Origin of the sequence: Desulfobacula phenolica (genome assembly GCF_900105645.1) — a bacterium.
Classification (GTDB): domain Bacteria; phylum Desulfobacterota; class Desulfobacteria; order Desulfobacterales; family Desulfobacteraceae; genus Desulfobacula; species Desulfobacula toluolica.
The window spans coordinates 488,628-505,540 of the sequence record NZ_FNLL01000002.1 but is presented as its reverse complement, the minus strand read 5'-3'; the positions used below and the strand labels follow the sequence as shown (position 1 = coordinate 505,540).

Below are 16,913 nucleotides of genomic sequence, written 5' to 3'. Positions count from 1 at the left end.
ACTATGGCGACTTCACCTGTGAATGATCGGTCGGTTATATCGGACTCAGGCATGTATGTTGTTGAAGGTTGCCTGATTGTCCCTGTCAGCGCAGATACGGATTCTGAAAACATAAATTGCCTTGGGAAAAAAATATTGACTCAAGTGAAAGCAACACAGGCAAAGGGTGTAATCGTTAATGTTTCCGGTGTCAGGGTAATGGATTCATATACTTTTTCAATGCTCATAAATTCTGCCAGGGCTAATGCAATGGTTGGGGCAATGACAATTTTTGTAGGATTCCAACCCGGTGTTGCTTCGTCTCTGGTTGATCTTGATGTGGAACTTGGTGACCTTCTTACTGCGGTTACAATGGAAGACGCTTTTGACCTATTGAGGAAGCGAACTTGTGGCTTGGGAAAAAAAATTGTTACTGACATGGATAACCATGAAGTTAATTTTGAAGGCAATTGGGAAAAAGATGGTTATAAATATGGATGAAACTTCAGCCGGCCTGGTGTTTGACGTATCAATACCGTCCGATAATGCCCAGGTTGTTTTCATTGCAAGGCATATGCTGGATCAGTTGGGATTTGATAAAACCCGTCAGTACCTGATCGCATCAGCCGTGTCTGAGCTGTCCACAAACATTATACGATATGGGAAAAAAGGTATCATTATCCTGAAAAAGATCAGCAATGCAAATCAAACAGGGTTTGAAGTGACGGCCCGGGATAATGGTCCAGGCATGCCTGATATTCAGAAAGCCCTCAAGGAAAATTATAGTACGGGGAACGGACTTGGTCTGGGCTTGCCAAGTGTCAGAAGAATTATGGATGAATTTGAAATCTGGTCGAAACCAGGACAGGGTACCCGGATAATTGCAAGAAAATGGATGCTTTGATCAATGCGGAAAATTGATTATCATGTTATGAAACGTGGGCTGATCGCTACAGATAATGAATGTGGGGATACAGGCATAGTAAAGATCTATGGCAATCAATGTTTTATCGGACTTATTGATGCTCTGGGTCATGGGAAAGAGGCCTTTGACGTTGCCGCCCTGGCAGAAAGTTATTTGCTGACCCATTATGAACAGGATCTGACAATGATTTTGACCGGACTTCATGAGTACTTGAAGGGTACCCGCGGTGCAGTAGCTGCCATATGCAGGCTGTATCTTGACACCGGTATCCTGAAATACTCCGGTGTGGGAAACATCAGTATTAGGCTTTTTAGCAGCAGGCCCAGGCGGTTGATAACGAGGGATGGAATTATCGGTTATATGATACCCTGTCCGACACAAAGTTGTGCAATTCTCTGTCCGGGAGATATTTGTATCCTGAGTTCGGATGGGGTCAGGGAACATTTTGACCTGGCTGATTATCCTGATATTTTAATGGGAAGTGCCAGGAGAATAACCAACGGGTTTATTGATCAACTGGGTAAAAAACACGACGATGCGTCATGTATTGCACTGAGGTACGGAATATGATTGAACTTGGCACATTTAAGATCACCACACCCGGAACACTCAAGAATGCCGGACAAAAAATTTATGATATGTCAAGTCTCTTCGGTTTTGATGAGATCCACGCTGTCAGACTGTCGACCATAGTTATCGAACTTTCACGGTCTTGTATGATCATTGATTCCTGTGTAAACGTATCCATTTGTCTACACCTTGATCCAGGAGGTAACGGTCTGTTGTTTTTCATCAGCCATGAAAAAGACGTTAAATGGAATTGTGCAGCAGCCCGGTTCTTTGATTCGGTTGAAATAGATGAATCAGATGGAGGCCTTTCCCGATTTTCCGGGTTCAAGCTGTTTCCAAATCCGGATGATTCTCCTTCGGAACACTGTCTTGGAATAATAAAAAAGTTGCTTTTTCAGCCTTCCAGGAAGGAGTTGCTGAGTGATCTTTTAAAGAAAAATGAAGAACTCAGACGTTCAGCCCGGGAAATCCAGTGTGCAAAGGAGGGTACTGACGAGGTTACGGAAAAACTTATAGAACAGGTGAAAGAGCTTGCCAGGGCAAGAAGGGCTATGCTTAACATCATGGACGATTTGGACGATGCCAAAAAGGAAGCTGAGCTGGCAACCAATTCTAAGAGTGACTTCCTAGCCAATATGAGCCATGAAATTAGAACCCCCATGAATGCAATCATAGGGTTGAACCACCTGCTGCTGAAAACCTGTCTGGACGATAAGCAAATTGATTTAGCCCGGAAAATTCAGCTTTCAGCACAAAACCTTCTGGGAATTATCAATGACATTCTTGATTTTTCCAAAATAGAAGCAGGCAAACTGGATATAGAATCCATTGAATTTGATCTAAACGAAGTGTTTTTAAGCCTGTCCAACCTGATTGGCATGAAGACCAGGGAAAAAGGCCTGGAACTTGTTTTTTCCCTGAATCCTAAAGTCCCAACGGCTTTGATCGGAGACCCCCTGCGACTGGGCCAGATTCTGTTGAATTTGGCTAATAATGCGGTAAAGTTTACCGGGCAGGGAGAAATCGTTGTAACAGCAACAATGCTTGAAGAAACTCAAGATGATGTTTTGATTAAATTTTTAGTAAAAGATACCGGCATCGGGCTGACCTTGGATCAGAAAGAAAAATTGTTTCAGTCTTTCAGTCAGGCCGATACCTCCATCACCCGCAAATACGGAGGCACAGGCCTGGGATTGACAATCAGTAAACAATTGTCGGAAATGATGGGCGGCACCATCGGCGTAGACAGTGAATATGGCAAAGGAAGCACTTTTTATTTTACGGTCCGTTCTAAAAAGCAAAAAGAGATCAGGAAGAAAAGAACATTTATCCCCGAATATATCCAGCAGTCAAAGGTCCTGGTTGTAGATGATAATGAGACATCAAAAATAGTATTGGAGCATTACCTGAAAGAGTTTTCATTCAACGTGGCTTCAGTTTCATCAGGGTATGATGCATTGGAACTTTTGGCAAAGAAGCAGAAAACCGGAGAGGATTCATTTGATTTGATCTTCATGGATTGGCAGATGCCGGGCATGGATGGCATTGAAGTGTCAAAAAGGATTTTGGAAAAGACATCACTTGATCCAAAACCGAAAATTATCATGGTAACCGCATATGGTAGGGAAGACGTAATTAAACAGGCTGGAGACATAGGATTGAATGGATTTTTGCTGAAGCCAGTCACCGAATCCATGATATATGATGCAGTGCTTGAAGCATTCGGGGAGACGGGAATAACAGAAAAAAAATTTGTTCAAAGAGATGGGGAAAATTTTCCAAAAGGGTTTGATCATATCCGCGGTGCAAGGATATATCTGGTAGAGGACAATGAAATCAACCAGCAGGTTGCAGCCGAACTGCTCCAGGATGAAGGATTTTTCGTGGATATTGCCGAGAACGGTAGAATTGCAGTTGACTGCATTACCGGCAATGATCCTGATAAGACTTATGATATTATTTTGATGGATCTTCAGATGCCGGTCATGGGCGGGATTGAAGCCACCCGGAAAATCAGACAATGGGAAAAAGAAATCCAGACTCCTCCGATTCACATAATAGCCATGACGGCAGATGCCATGTCAGGGGTTAGGGAAAAAGTCATGGAAGCAGGGATGGATGACTATCTGAGTAAACCCATAGAACCCCAGGCGGTTTTCCATACATTGGTGAGATGGATCAGGCCAGGAAAACGCCTGCTGCATAATGCTTACCTCAAAAAAAAAGGACTTGCCTGCAGCTCACCGATCCAGGAAATTCATATTCCGGACCTGCCAGGTATCGATACTGAAAAGGGATTGTCAAGGGTTAATAAAAATCAAAAAGTGTATCTTGAAATTCTATACAAATTTGTTGAGCAGTTCGCTAATTTTGAACAGAATATTCAAAAATGCCTTGATAAAAATGATTTGGATACTGCTCATAGGTTGGCCCATACCCTGAAAGGCGTTGCTGGAAATATAGGAGCCATGGATCTGCAGAATACAGCCATGATTGTTGAAAAGACTTTGAAAGATAAAAACCTTTCGACACTGACGGATTATTTGGATATGGTGCGGTCTCAACTTGAGAGGGTGTTCAACGGGCTGCTAAAAAGCAGAGTACTGGATTTTCTTAAAAAAGAGAAACCTGAAGCGACATGCGGTCAGATTGATATACATGCATTGGATGATTTGCTTGAAGAATTAAAAAAAGTGGTGGCAAAAAGCGTTCCAAAGGCCAGCAGGGAAGTAATCAAAAGGATCAAAGGACTGCCATTGCCTGAAAAGTACAGGCCAGCATATGATGAGCTGGACGAGATGATTAAAAAGTACAAATTCAAAGATGCACTTGCATTGATTGATACCCTTATTGATTTTGATAGAGGAAATACCAATGACTGACTATTCGGATTTTTCCGTGTTGGTGGTGGATGACACGGCAGCCAATATAGATATCTTGGTGGAAGTACTGGGTGATGGCTATGAAGTACGAGTTGCCCTTGACGGGGAAACCGCACTTGAACATGTGGCCGAGGATAAACCGGATTTGATCTTGCTGGATATCATAATGCCGGGGATGGACGGGTATAAGGTATGTGAGATATTAAAAAATAATCCTGAAACCTGTAAGATTCCCATTATTTTTCTGACTGCCATGGCTGAGGAGCAGGATGAGGCAAGGGGCTTGGCCTTAGGGGCTGTTGATTACGTTACCAAACCATTTTCCCCCGGTTTGGTCAAGGCCAGAGTGAATAACCAATTGGAATTAAAAAAACACCAGGATCATCTGGCTGAACTGGTTAATGAGAGGACCCGGGAACTGGCATTGACTCAGGAGGCTACCATATACAGCCTTGCAAGCCTTGCTGAGACACGTGATCCTGAAACAGGCGGACACATCTTAAGAACCCAGAGGTATGTACGGGAACTTGCTCAAATACTTAAGGAGCTACCAGCATACAGTGTGCTTCTGGATGATATTACTATTGATTTGATTTATAAATCAGCACCACTTCACGATATCGGCAAGGTGGGAGTTGAAGATAGAATACTTCTGAAACCAGGAAAACTTACGGATCAAGAATTTATTGAAATGAAAAAACATACGATTTACGGTAGAGATACGTTGCGGGTTGCTGAAAAAATACTTGGTGACAATTCATTTATGCGGCATGCCCGTGAAATTGCATACACTCACCATGAAAAATGGGATGGCTCAGGATATCCGGATGGAATTTCAGGCACTGCCATTCCTGTCTCAGGGCGTCTGATGGCCATTGCAGATGTGTATGATGCCCTGATAAGTAAGCGCGTTTATAAGCCGCCCTTTAGCCACAGGGAAGCTGTTTGCATTATTCGTGAAGGCAAAGGGACCCATTTTGACCCGGATATGGTTGATGGTTTTTTGTCAATTGAAGAGAAATTCAGACAGATTGCCATTGAATTTGCGGATTCTCAAGAGGAGAGAGAGGTGTTAGAGAAATAGATAAAGTTCAATGACATGGATGAAAAATAAAAAAACTCTGTTCTTGTGGTTGATGATACATAAGCCAACTATATATCCTGGTGGAAATTATAGGAGATGTTTATAACGTCAGTGCTGCAATGGATGGCGAATCTGTAATGTATCAAGTAACAGAAAATTAAATATATGCAAGTCAATCTTTTATGCAACTATTTCTTTTATTTTGGTCGGGGCGAGAGGATTTGAACCTCCGACATCCTGCTCCCAAAGCAGGCGCGCTACCAGGCTGCGCTACGCCCCGATTTTTTTTGTGTTGGATACAAGCAGGCTAACTATCATTTCCGAATAATAAAAGCAAGAAATTTTATGGCTTTGGGTTGTTTTTTTTTAAATAGAGATCAATGCTTTTTGAAATGAGTGCTGCATATTCAGTAAGAATGCTTTCGATTTCATCCGGGTGTTGGGGCAGTGTTAAAACGGATAAAGGTTCAATCAGTATGGCCGGCATGGTTGCGCCTTCAAGAAGAAGGATCGGTGCCCCGGTTGAGAAAAAACGAATCGCGTTTTTGTTGGCGGAAAAAATACTGCAGAAAGAAGTGATTGCTTTTTTGCTTTCAGCTTGATGAAGCAGTGGGTGTGATTTCCATTTGATGTCTTCAATATGGGGTGGGGGTTTGTAAGATTCAGGTGGATTAAAATAGTAAAAAAAAGCTGAATATTTGTTTGATTGATGTAAATGGATACTGATAAAAAGGTCTGCCTTGTTTTTGTTGGCTAAAAAAATTCTTTCCCGGGCAGGGATCGCAATATTTTGGGTTCTTGTTAAAAGAACATTGTATCGCTTTTCAAGCTGTTGGACGATTTTTTCAGCAAGCTGCAAGGTGATGGTTTTTTCGTTTATTCCACTGGAAGAGACAATTCCGTTTTGAGTTCCCCCGTGGCCTGGATCAATCACGATAATACGTTGTGTGGTTTGAATTGCTTTATTGCCAAATCCGATGCCTGGGGGTATTATACACGATAGAATGATGATAAATGCTAAAACCTTTTCTTTGGCCAATTTTCTTGACACCTTTATGTATAAGGGTTATCTTAATAAACTTTGTGAGATATGTGTTTTATATATTACATTTTTTTGATTATTTGAAGCAGTGTTTAATATATAAATCAATTTTAATAGAAATGAATACAGGACGGAAAAATGCAGGTAAAAATTGAAGATAAGAGCAGTGTAAAAAAAGTGCTCTCTTTTGAAATCCCCAAAGAGGACGTTACCAAGGAACTCAATAAAGCATACAATGAGTTGAAAAAGAAAGTTGATGTAAAAGGATTCCGCAAGGGGAAAATTCCACGCAAGGTATTGGAAAACAGATTTTCAAAAGATGTTCATGCCGATGTTGCACCGCGCTTAATCCAGGAAGCATTTATTGATGCCATCAAAGATCATGATCTGAATATCGTGGGGGGGCCTCAAATGGATCCGCCGGAATTAGATCCTGAAAACGCTTATGTTTTTGATATTACTGTTGAAATAAAGCCTGAACTGGATGATATCGAATTTGAAGGTATTGCTCTGGAAAAAACAAAATATGAAGTGTCGGATGGTGAGATAGAAAGCCAGATGTACATGATTCAGAAAACTATGGCGAAAAAAGAGACCGTCCAAGAAGAACGTCCTGTAAAAGAGAGTGATTTTGTTCTGATTGATTACGAAGGTTTTTTAAATGGAGAATCATTTGATAAGACTCCCAAAATTGAAAATTATGTCATGGGAATCGGACAAGGCGGTTTGCCCAAAGAGTTTTCAGAAAAACTGACAGGTGCCATTCCAGTTCAGGATCTTGACATAGAAGTGCCCTATGCCGATGATTATTATGATGAAAATCTGAAAGGCAAGACAATTGTCTACAAGGTGACATTAAAAGAAATTCAAGAAGAAGTTCTGCCTGAACTCAATGATGATCTGGTAAAAGATCTGGGAAAATTTGAAACCCTGGATGATGTAAGAGCCTCCATTCGTGAAAATTTGGGAAAAGGATATGAGCAAAGGATAAAACATGAGATTTCCGAACAGGTTTTTCAAAGCCTTTTGGAAAAATATGAATTTGAAGTTCCTGAAGCAATGATTGAAGGTGAACTCAATGGTATTGCAATGGAAGCGGAACAAGCCTATGCCGCAAATAATACTTCTCTTGAAGAAGCCGGTTTAAGTAAGGATGTTTTACGGACCCAGTATCGTGATGTGGCGGAAAAACAGGCGCGAAGACATTTGATCCTGGACAAAGTCATTACTCAGGAAAAACTCGAGCTTACGGATGATGAACTTGAAAAAAGTTTTGAGGAAATGGCAATGGGAATGAATGCACCTGTTGATGCAGTAAAAAATTATTTCAGCCAGGATCCCAAGCAGCTGGAATATTATAAACATACCCAGCTTGAAAAAAAGGCCGTTGATCTTATAATAGAAAAAGGCAACATTACAGAAGTTGAACCGGATTCACTTGAAGATGTTGCAGAAACTAAAGAAGCGGATGTGCCGACAGAAGAAAAAGAGTAATCATTTAACGTGCAACCTGCATTAAGAAAATGAAAACTAAATAATTATAAGGAGTTGAATTTTGCCTCTAATTCCAATGGTTGTTGAGCAAAGCAACAGGGGGGAGCGTGCATATGATATCTATTCACGCCTTTTAAAGGATCGAATCATTTTTATCGGATCTGCTATTGATGATGAGATTGCCAATCTTATTGTTGCCCAGTTCTTGTTTCTGGAATCAGAAGATCCTGAAAAGGACATCAGTTTTTATATTAATTCACCAGGTGGTGTTGTAACGGCAGGGATGGCCATCTATGATACAATGCAGTATATAAAACCGGATGTGGCTACCGTATGTATCGGACAGGCCGCCAGTATGGGGGCGCTTTTACTGACGGCAGGTACAAAAGGGAAAAGATTTGCCCTGCCCAATTCCAGAATAATGATTCATCAGCCACTTGGTGGAACACAGGGACAAGCCACTGATATTAAAATTCAGGCCAATGAGATTTTAAGGATGAAAGATATTTTAAATGAGATTTTATCCACTCATACAGGTCAGGATATTGAAAAAGTATCTGCAGATACGGAAAGAGATTTTTTCATGTCAGCAACAGAAGCCATGAAATATGGTATTGTGGACAAGGTGGTTACTGACAGAAGCGAGTTGGAAGAAGACACAGATAACGACGCTTCAAAGGAGTAATGATTATGGCTCAGAAAGATGAAGAAAATGATCAGTTTTTCTGTTCTTTTTGCGGTAAAAATCAAAAAGAGGTTAAAAAGCTGATTGCAGGTCCAAGTGTTTATATTTGTAATGAATGTATAAACTTGTGCGGCGAGATTATTGAGGATGAAGAAAAAGAAAAAAAGGCCCAAAAGGATGGGTTAAAGGATTTTTTAAAACCCAAACAGATAAAAAAATTGCTTGATTCTTATGTTATTGAGCAGGATAAGGCTAAAAAAGTTCTTTCTGTGGCAGTCTATAACCATTACAAGCGATTAAGTTCAACCCTGGAAAAGAAAAGTGATGATGTGGAGATTGAAAAGAGCAATATCCTTATCATCGGTCCCACCGGATGTGGGAAAACTCTTCTTGCACAAACCCTTGCCAGGTTTTTAGATGTTCCTTTTGCCATTGCAGATGCTACTGCATTAACCGAAGCAGGTTATGTCGGAGAAGATGTTGAAAATATAGTCCTTTCTCTTGTTCAGAATGCAGACTATGACATTGAGAAAGCTCAGAAGGGTATTATTTATATTGATGAAATTGATAAAATATCCCAGCGTGGAGACAATCCGTCCATTACCCGGGATGTTTCAGGAGAAGGCGTTCAGCAGGCCCTTTTAAAAATCATAGAGGGTACGGTTGCAAGTATTCCGCCCAAAGGGGGCAGAAAACATCCCCAGCAGGATTATGTAAAGGTTGATACATCTAATATCCTTTTTGTTTGCGGGGGTACATTCACAGGTTTGGAAAAGGTGATTGAAAGAAGAATTACCCAGAAAACCATGGGATTTGGTGCTAAAATCGCAGAAAAAAAGGATAAAAATATTGGAGAACTTCTTGAACAGCTCAAGCCGGAAGATCTGATTAGATTCGGTCTTATACCTGAGTTTTTAGGACGTCTGCCCATTATTACATCCATTGGCGAACTCAATGAAAAATCTTTGGTGAAGATTTTAACCGAACCTAAGAACGCTTTGGTTAAACAATACCAGGAATTATTCAAGGTTGAAGGAGTGGATCTTCAGTTTACGGATGAAGCCCTTGAAGCCATGGCCAAAGAAGCTGTGAAAAGAAAATCGGGAGCAAGGGGACTTCGTGCTATCATGGAGGAAACCATGCTGGATATCATGTATGAAATTCCATCTAAAGAAAATGTTCAAGAATGTGTGGTTGGAGAAGAAGTGGTATTAAAGAATGAAGATCCCATACTGCTTTATGAACAACCTAAAAAACAGGCCTGACACTAAAAAGGGTTCTAAAATTCAATGATCAATATTTCCAAGTTCTTTCATCAGGATGGTTCGGAGAGTATAAAAAAACAGCTTCCATTGGTTCCCTTGAGGGATATGGTATTGTTTCCATATATTACCACATCGGTATTTGTTGGAAGGGATAAATCCATTAAGGCTTTGTCCGAAGCCATGGCAGCAGACAAGAAGATTTTTTTGACCACCCAAAAAAATCCTGAAGTATTAAAACCAACCATTAAAGATATTTTTCAGGTTGGAACGGAAGCAAGGATCACTCAGCTCCTCAGATTGCCTGATGGAACCGTTAAAGCATTGATTGAAGGATGTGAAAGAGGTAAAATTGTTAAACTGGTTGATGAGGATGGTTATCTTTGTGTCGAATATATACCTGTTCATGAAGAACTCATGCCGGAAACAGCCAGTGAAGCAGCCATAAGAACTGTTACAGAAGCGTTTGAACACTATGCACAACTTTCCGGAGCAGTATCGCAAAGTTTTTTTAAGACGCTTGATATGCTGTCCTCCAACGAGTCTCGATATGCCGATACCATTGCCAGTCAGATGCCGTTTAAAGTGGTTGATAAACAGAAATTGCTTGAATGTGGAACGATTGAAGATAGATTTTTCTTGTTGTTGAATCTGATTCAAAAGGAAGCAGAAGTCTTTACCATGTCCCAGAAAATAAAGGGAAGAGTAAAGAAGCAAATGGAAACTCTGCAGAAAAAACATTATTTGAATGAGCAGATGCAGGCCATAAAAAAAGAGATGGGGGAAGACGGCAATGCTTCGGAATTTGAGGATCTTGAAAACAGGATAAAGAAAAAAAGAATGTCCAAAGAAGCGGCTTCAGTGGCGAGAAGAGAGCTTGCCAAATTAAAAATGATGTCCCCCATGTCATCTGAAGCCACTGTGGTCAGAAATTATATTGACTGGCTGATTTCTCTGCCCTGGTACAGGAAGAACCGGTCAAAAAATGATTTGCAAAAAGCTGAGCAGATTCTGGATCAGGATCATTACGGACTTGAAAAACCCAAGGAAAGGATTCTTGAGTATTTAGCCGTACAAATTCTGGTTAAAAAGATTAAAGGGCCGATTTTATGTCTTGTGGGCCCTCCGGGTGTGGGCAAAACATCTTTGGCAAGGTCTGTCGCTTCTGCTACGGGAAGGGCTTTTGCAAGGGTGTCACTTGGCGGTGTCAGGGATGAAGCTGAAATTAGAGGGCACCGGCGTACCTATGTGGGAGCTATGCCTGGCAGGATTATTCAGACCTTGAAAAAAATAGGTTATAATAATCCGGTTTTTTGTCTGGATGAAATTGATAAAATGACGTCTGATTTCAGAGGTGATCCATCATCGGCTTTGCTTGAAGCATTAGACCCGGAGCAGAATAAAAATTTTAATGATCATTATCTTGAAGTGGATTATGATCTGTCGGAAATCCTTTTTATCACCACTGCCAATACATTGTATGATATCCCTGCACCTTTGAGGGACAGGATGGAGATTATTCATATACCTGGCTATACTGAGTATGAAAAGGCAAAGATTGCCACCGGGTATTTGATCCCGAAACAATTAAAAGAAAACGGTCTTTCTGATTCTGATGCGGTTTTTTCAAAAAATGCCGTTCATGCCATTATTAAACAGTACACAAAAGAAGCAGGGGTCAGAAATCTTGAGCGTGAGATTTCAGCTGTTTTGCGAAAAATAGCCAAAGAGATTGTTCAAACCGACCATAGAAAATTACATAATATTTCTACAACTACGGTTTTAAAATTTTTAGGTCAACCCCGTTTCAGAGACAATGCCTTGGAAAAAGAAGACATGATTGGTATTGTTACCGGTCTTGCCTGGACCCAGGCAGGAGGGGAATTGCTCACTATTGAGGCTGTAACCATGCCTGGAAAGGGAAATGTGATGGTAACCGGAAAGCTTGGTGATGTCATGAAAGAGTCTTCCCAGGCCGCAGTAAGTTATGTCAGATCCCGTTGTAAAGAATTAAATATAAAAGAAGATTTCTATAAAGATATTGATATACACATCCATGTCCCCGAAGGCGCAATCCCCAAAGACGGTCCTTCCGCCGGTATATCCATGTGTTCGGCAGTTGTTTCGGTATTGACCGGAAAACCGGTTTCAAGAAAGGTTGCCATGACAGGAGAAATAACATTGCGGGGAAGAGTGCTTCCTGTCGGTGGTTTGAAGGAAAAACTCTTGGCAGCCCATATCAACGGTATTAAAAAAGTTATTGTTTCAACAGAGAACAAAAGAGATATCAAAGAGATCCCCAAAGCTATTCAAGCTCAAATGGAAATTGTTTATGCTGAGGATATGTCCCAGGTGCTTGAAAATGCTTTGTTATAATTTGAATTTATTGAAGATATGATATAAATTCCATCATGGCATCTTTTTCATCTTTTGTGGTGATGGCTCTTCTAATTTTAATTATTTTTTTATGTTCTTCCTTGTCCAGTAAAAGGTCTTCTTTTCTTGTCCCTGATTTATTGATATTAATGGCCGGCCAGATCCGGTGTTCAGCGCATTCCCGGGAAAGGTGCAAGTCCATGTTTCCGGTTCCCTTGAATTCCTGAAAGATAATGTCATCCATGCGGCTGCCGGTGTCCACGAGGATGGTGGCAATAATGGTAAGTGAACCCCCATTTTCAAGCTTTCTTGCCGCACCAAAAATTTTTCTGGGAAATTCCATGGCATTGGCACCTAGCCCTCCGCTCATGGTTTTGCCATGGCTGTCAATATCAGCGTTAAAAGCCCTTGTCATCCTGGTTAATGAATCAATAAAGACAACTGAATTCTGACCTATTTCAGCGCATCGAATGGCCGTATGCATGGCGATGCGTGTCATTCTCATATGCTGACCTATTTGCTGGTCTGCTGATGAATACAGTACATGGGCATCTTTCAGGCCCCTTTGAAAATCAGTTACTTCTTCGGGTCTTTCATCAATCAGGAGAACAAACACTTTGGCATCCGGATGATTCATTACTATAGAGTTTGCCATATGTCTTAATATGGTTGTTTTGCCGGATTTGGGCGGTGAAATAATCAATCCCCTTTGCCCCATTCCAATGGGTGTAATCAGATCAATGGCTTTGCCTGTAATATCATCTTCATCCTGAGTTAAATAATAGCGTTCAAAAGGGTTTATGCTGACCTGATCCTGCAATAGAGGGGTGTTGATAAATTCATCAAAGGGCAGCTTATTAATCGTTTCAATCCGTATTAAAGCAAGATTCAGATTGGCCGGTCCTTTTTGTTCACCAAATCCTTCAATAAAACTGCCTTCTTTTAAGTTTAATTTTCTGATTAAACTGTTTGGGACATATGTGTTTTCAGGTTTGGGCTGGAAGTTTTCTTCAATCTGTCTTAAAAATCCAAACCCTTTATCCATGATTTCAAGATATCCTTGAACCGGTTCCATTATCAAACTCCTTAGTTGAAATTCAGGAATAAAAAAAAGAAAAGCAATCAATCACCAGTATTACATTCGGTAAAATATTACGGACTATGATATTCAAAACAGACAGGTTCAAAATTTTTGAGATAAAAGTTTGAAGTGCTGTGTAATCATTAGCTTATTTATAGCATTTTTAATTTAACCTTGCAACCAAGGCGCAGGGATTAATTTTTTGCCGTTAAAAAAGAAAAATTAATTATTTTTTATGCTATTTTCTGCTTGACACAATTTTTTATTATTGATATAAATCTCCTGTTTTTGGGCGATTAACTCAGTTGGGAGAGTGCAACCCTTACAAGGTTGAAGTCGCAGGTTCAAGCCCTGCATCGCCCACCAAAAATACAGGTTACGGGGGTGTAGTTCAGTTTGGTTAGAACGCTTGCCTGTCACGCAAGAGGTCGCGAGTTCGAGTCTCGTCACTCCCGCCACAATATAAAAGGTGATTTTAGATTTAACTAAAATCACCTTTTTTTATTTGGAAGCTACGGCCAGCTATCTCTCTTATTTCTCAAGTTCTTTGAGGATAGCATCTCCCATGGTTTTGGTGTCCACAACATCGGTTTTTTTATCGGTCAGATCAGCTGTAAAAATGCCGTTTTCAAGAACCGTTGAAATGGCTTTTTCAATTGCATTGGCTGCGTCTGAGAATCCAAAGGTATATTTGAGCATCATGGCACCGGATAGAATCTGGGCAATGGGATTGGCAATGCCTTTGCCTGCAATATCAGGCGCGGAACCGCCTGCCGGCTCATAGAGACCGAAATTTTCTTCATTCAGGCTTGCGGATGCCAAAAGACCCATAGAGCCTGTAATCATGGCACATTCATCGGAAATGATATCTCCGAACATATTGCCACACAACAGTACATCAAATTGATGGGGGTCTCTGACAAGCTGCATGGTTGCATTATCAACATATATGTGATTCAAGGTAACATCTGGAAATTCTTTGGCCACCTGGGTAACAGTTTCCCGCCAAAGGACCATTGAAAAAAGAACATTTGCCTTGTCTACGGATGTCACGATATGTCTTCTTTTACGAGCGGCTTCAAAAGCCATTCTTGCAATTCTTTCAATTTCAAAGCGTGAATATACCATTGTATCATAGGCTTTTTCATTAAGGCCGTGACCTTCTCTTCCCTTTGGTTCTCCAAAATAAATTCCTCCTGTCAATTCCCTGACGCAGAGGATATCAAATCCGTTTTTAACAATCTCGGGTTTTAAAGGAGAGGCAGATGCCAGCGTTGGGAAGACCTTTGCGGGCCTAAGATTACAATATAAACCAAAATGTTTTCTTAAGGGCAAAAGGGCTCCTCTTTCCGGCTGTTCTTCCGGTGGAAGGTGTTCCCATTTGGGGCCACCTACCGAGCCGAATAAAATAGCATCGCTTTGTTCACATAGAGCTAAAGTGGAATCAGGCAAAGCTTTACCATGGTTATCAATGGCGGCACCACCAATGTCTGCCGATTCAAATTCCAGATCAAACCCATACAGTACAGCAGTCGTTTTAAGAATTTTGACCGCTTCTTCCATTACTTCGGGTCCGATTCCATCACCTGGGAGTAGAGCAATCTTGTTCAAATCAGTTGATCTCCTAATTTTTTAAAGTTACATTAATAAAAATTATATATTATATAAAATCAAACAATAATCAATGTTTTATTTAGTTTGTATAAAATAAGTTTAATAATACTGGATTATGTGGATAAAAAAGGGATTAAATAATTTTATTAAATAATGGAAAAGAATAGGGCCTGGTAATTAAGATGAAAGAAATAAAGTACAATTATTTTTTGCTGGGAATTTGGGCGGAAAAGTGTATCGAGAAATAGGAAACCAGGGCAGGATTCATCTCCTGCCTTGGTTGAGTATTTTGTTTTAAACTTTTAGAACTTTTTTAGCTGACAGCCCTTTGTCGTTTTCCTCAATTTCAAATTGTACACGTTCTCCTTCTGAAAGTGTTTTGAAACCAGACATCTCAATGGCTGAAAAATGGACAAACACATCATCGCCGGTTTCCTGCTCAATAAAACCAAAGCCTTTTTTTGAATTAAACCATTTGATTGTTCCTTCCACCAAAACTTTTCCTCCTTACTTAGTATTAAGACAATATACTTATGAAAAATTTGCTCTGGCAACCACCTTTAAGCAGAGCAACTATTTTATATCTGAGGCGATCGTAATTATGCCTTATTATCTCATTTAAAAAAATGCAAGAAAAAAAAAGGGGGATGATAAAAAAATCATCCCCCCTTTTTCTAAGTTTGAATTATTTCAGCTATTTTCTGTTTCCATACTCCGCATAAGCCATTGCAGTAGTCCTGTATACAAGATGGGCCATTTTTGAAAAGGGCAGAAATGCGAACAATTCAAAAATTGCAATCAGATGCAGGTAGTATAAGAAATACGAAATATATTCAAGATGGGCCAAACGGGCCATCTCAGTTAACATTCCGGTAAGACCAAGGGCAAAAACAACACCAAGAATAAACCAGTCTTTATAAGAAGTGATCTGGTCGTCTTTTTTATCCAGCCGGTTTTTAATCATTATGCCACTGCCGATAACCAAAGATACACCGGCAATATTTGCCAGCCATTTTATGGGGTTCAGCTGGGAATAAGGGCCGGGTAATCCGCCAATATACAACATGATACCGCAGACCGCAGTCACAATAAAAAGGCCGATAAATGCATAAAGCACCATCATATGGGGGGTGGCTCGCTCCTTGTTGGATTCGCATTCATTGAATTTATCATGCTTGAGAACCGTTGTAATAACTCTGATAAGGGCCTGGAAAAGTTCTTTGTAATCCAGGGTGGTTTTATCAGTTTTTTCTTCAAGGACAGCATTTTCATGGATATCTGTTATGAAATTTTTAAGGCTGAGAAAAAAGATGATGACCACGGCGGTTGCAATGGGCACAAATGTCATGTCCACAAACCAGGTTGAGACAAAATTTGAATGGGCAATGACATGTTCCGCACCTTCATGGGCATGGGACCAGGCAATGCCAAATATATCAAATATTTTTGTCATGGTTTCACCGGCAGTCATTGTAATGAGTGCCAGCAGGGCAAACCAGAGAGCAGGTACTCCAAGCAGGAGTGGCAGTTTTTTCGGGTCATTGACTGCATTTGCCAATGCTTTGGGTGTTGCATATTCTGTGATGGCCGCAGATCTGATGGCAGCAAGGACATCGCCTGGAGCAGCCCCTCTGGGGCAAAGGTCTGAACAGTCACCGCATTGGTGACACAGCCAGATGTCGCCACTGCAGATCAGCTTGTCCTTAAGCCCCCATGAAGCGGCAATCATTTCTTTTCTTGGGAACGGACTGTCTTCAGGCGCAATAGGGCATGCAACCGAGCAAGTTGCGCATTGATAACATTTTTTCAGTGTTTCCCCACCCAGACTTCTTATTTGCGCAATAAAGTCCAGATCGGGTTGAGCAAGATATTTTTCAGTCATACTATGATACCTCCTAAACTATTTTTTAAAATAGTTG

General features: G+C 40.6%; 14 protein-coding genes and 3 tRNA genes. 11 read left to right on the top strand and 6 right to left on the bottom strand.

Annotated elements, in window-relative coordinates; all coding sequences use genetic code 11:
• The first annotated feature begins 3 nt into the window (after positions 1 to 3).
• Genes BLT94_RS04695 through BLT94_RS04675 form a run of 5 tightly spaced genes read left to right on the top strand, consistent with a single transcriptional unit; the run spans position 4 to position 5,440 of the window.
• Positions 4 to 480 carry an STAS domain-containing protein gene (locus BLT94_RS04695; RefSeq protein ID WP_092230959.1) on the top strand — a complete coding sequence of 159 codons (477 nt, stop codon included), beginning with the start codon at positions 4 to 6 and terminating at the stop codon, positions 478 to 480.
• Positions 473 to 883, top strand: coding sequence for an anti-sigma regulatory factor (locus tag BLT94_RS04690; RefSeq protein WP_245742945.1), 411 nt, complete (start codon positions 473 to 475; stop codon positions 881 to 883). The genes BLT94_RS04695 and BLT94_RS04690 overlap by 8 nt, the downstream gene beginning before the upstream one ends.
• Before the next feature lie 3 nt (positions 884 to 886).
• Positions 887 to 1,474: a SpoIIE family protein phosphatase gene (locus BLT94_RS04685; protein WP_092230953.1), complete on the top strand. Its 588-nt coding sequence runs from the start codon at positions 887 to 889 to the stop codon at positions 1,472 to 1,474.
• Positions 1,471 to 4,356, top strand: coding sequence for a response regulator (locus BLT94_RS04680; protein ID WP_175530271.1), 2,886 nt, complete (start codon positions 1,471 to 1,473; stop codon positions 4,354 to 4,356). Before BLT94_RS04685 ends, BLT94_RS04680 begins: the two co-directional genes overlap by 4 nt.
• A complete protein-coding gene (locus BLT94_RS04675; protein ID WP_092230948.1) occupies positions 4,349 to 5,440 on the top strand; it encodes a response regulator in 1,092 nt (363 codons plus the stop codon). The genes BLT94_RS04680 and BLT94_RS04675 overlap by 8 nt, the downstream gene beginning before the upstream one ends.
• A 203-nt stretch (positions 5,441 to 5,643) precedes the next feature.
• On the opposite strand, the gene BLT94_RS04670 is transcribed toward BLT94_RS04675, so the two are convergent.
• Both BLT94_RS04670 and BLT94_RS04665 read right to left on the bottom strand, forming a co-directional pair.
• Positions 5,644 to 5,720: transfer RNA gene (locus BLT94_RS04670), tRNA-Pro, on the bottom strand.
• Between the two features lie 63 nt (positions 5,721 to 5,783).
• On the bottom strand, positions 5,784 to 6,479 hold the full coding sequence (locus tag BLT94_RS04665) for an N-acetylmuramoyl-L-alanine amidase family protein (RefSeq protein ID WP_175530270.1): 696 nt from the start codon (positions 6,477 to 6,479) through the stop codon (positions 5,784 to 5,786).
• A 141-nt stretch (positions 6,480 to 6,620) separates the two neighbouring features.
• On the opposite strand from BLT94_RS04665, the gene tig reads away from it, so the two are divergent.
• The 4 genes from tig (at position 6,621) to lon (ending at position 12,299) form a co-directional block, all read left to right on the top strand.
• Positions 6,621 to 7,976: a trigger factor gene (gene tig, locus BLT94_RS04660; RefSeq protein ID WP_092230942.1), complete on the top strand. Its 1,356-nt coding sequence runs from the start codon at positions 6,621 to 6,623 to the stop codon at positions 7,974 to 7,976.
• A gap of 61 nt (positions 7,977 to 8,037) precedes the next feature.
• Positions 8,038 to 8,661, top strand: coding sequence for an ATP-dependent Clp endopeptidase proteolytic subunit ClpP (gene clpP, locus BLT94_RS04655; RefSeq protein WP_014955963.1), 624 nt, complete (start codon positions 8,038 to 8,040; stop codon positions 8,659 to 8,661).
• Between the two features lie 5 nt (positions 8,662 to 8,666).
• Positions 8,667 to 9,926 (top strand): ATP-dependent Clp protease ATP-binding subunit ClpX, encoded by a 1,260-nt coding sequence (gene clpX, locus BLT94_RS04650; RefSeq protein WP_092231137.1) that lies wholly within the window; start codon positions 8,667 to 8,669, stop codon positions 9,924 to 9,926.
• 24 nt (positions 9,927 to 9,950) lie between these two features.
• Complete coding sequence (gene lon, locus BLT94_RS04645) at positions 9,951 to 12,299, top strand: endopeptidase La (RefSeq protein WP_092230939.1); 2,349 nt, start codon at positions 9,951 to 9,953, stop codon at positions 12,297 to 12,299.
• 7 nt (positions 12,300 to 12,306) lie between these two features.
• Here lon and rho read toward each other — a convergent pair whose 3' ends face one another.
• Positions 12,307 to 13,374 carry a transcription termination factor Rho gene (gene rho / locus BLT94_RS04640; RefSeq protein WP_092230937.1) on the bottom strand — a complete coding sequence of 356 codons (1,068 nt, stop codon included), beginning with the start codon at positions 13,372 to 13,374 and terminating at the stop codon, positions 12,307 to 12,309.
• Positions 13,375 to 13,670: 296 nt separating this feature from the next.
• Here rho and BLT94_RS04635 point away from each other — a divergent pair.
• Together BLT94_RS04635 and BLT94_RS04630 are read left to right on the top strand one after the other, a co-directional pair.
• Positions 13,671 to 13,746: transfer RNA gene (locus tag BLT94_RS04635), tRNA-Val, on the top strand.
• A gap of 14 nt (positions 13,747 to 13,760) precedes the next feature.
• Positions 13,761 to 13,838, top strand: a tRNA-Asp gene (locus BLT94_RS04630).
• Between the two features lie 73 nt (positions 13,839 to 13,911).
• On the opposite strand, the gene leuB is transcribed toward BLT94_RS04630, so the two are convergent.
• The 3 genes from leuB to qmoC form a co-directional block, all read right to left on the bottom strand.
• Positions 13,912 to 14,991: a 3-isopropylmalate dehydrogenase gene (gene leuB / locus BLT94_RS04625; protein ID WP_092230932.1), complete on the bottom strand. Its 1,080-nt coding sequence runs from the start codon at positions 14,989 to 14,991 to the stop codon at positions 13,912 to 13,914.
• 297 nt (positions 14,992 to 15,288) lie between these two features.
• Positions 15,289 to 15,489: a cold-shock protein gene (locus tag BLT94_RS04620; protein WP_031449164.1), complete on the bottom strand. Its 201-nt coding sequence runs from the start codon at positions 15,487 to 15,489 to the stop codon at positions 15,289 to 15,291.
• A gap of 199 nt (positions 15,490 to 15,688) precedes the next feature.
• The gene (qmoC, locus tag BLT94_RS04615; protein ID WP_092230925.1) at positions 15,689 to 16,876 is read right to left on the bottom strand and encodes a quinone-interacting membrane-bound oxidoreductase complex subunit QmoC; all 1,188 of its coding nucleotides are present in this window, start codon (positions 16,874 to 16,876) and stop codon (positions 15,689 to 15,691) included.
• Between the last annotated feature and the right edge of the window lie 37 nt (positions 16,877 to 16,913).

Bases quoted from the DNA above. Each gene is read 5' to 3' on its own strand.
- BLT94_RS04695 (WP_092230959.1), top strand. From the start codon at position 4: ATGGCGACTTCACCTGTGAATGATCGGTCGGTTATATCGGACTCAGGC.
- BLT94_RS04690 (WP_245742945.1), top strand. From the start codon at position 473: ATGGATGAAACTTCAGCCGGCCTGGTGTTTGACGTATCAATACCGTCC.
- BLT94_RS04685 (WP_092230953.1), top strand. From the start codon at position 887: ATGCGGAAAATTGATTATCATGTTATGAAACGTGGGCTGATCGCTACA.
- BLT94_RS04680 (WP_175530271.1), top strand. From the start codon at position 1,471: ATGATTGAACTTGGCACATTTAAGATCACCACACCCGGAACACTCAAG.
- BLT94_RS04675 (WP_092230948.1), top strand. From the start codon at position 4,349: ATGACTGACTATTCGGATTTTTCCGTGTTGGTGGTGGATGACACGGCA.
- tig (WP_092230942.1), top strand. From the start codon at position 6,621: ATGCAGGTAAAAATTGAAGATAAGAGCAGTGTAAAAAAAGTGCTCTCT.
- clpX (WP_092231137.1), top strand. From the start codon at position 8,667: ATGGCTCAGAAAGATGAAGAAAATGATCAGTTTTTCTGTTCTTTTTGC.
- lon (WP_092230939.1), top strand. From the start codon at position 9,951: ATGATCAATATTTCCAAGTTCTTTCATCAGGATGGTTCGGAGAGTATA.
- rho (WP_092230937.1), bottom strand. From the start codon at position 13,374: ATGGAACCGGTTCAAGGATATCTTGAAATCATGGATAAAGGGTTTGGA.
- qmoC (WP_092230925.1), bottom strand. From the start codon at position 16,876: ATGACTGAAAAATATCTTGCTCAACCCGATCTGGACTTTATTGCGCAA.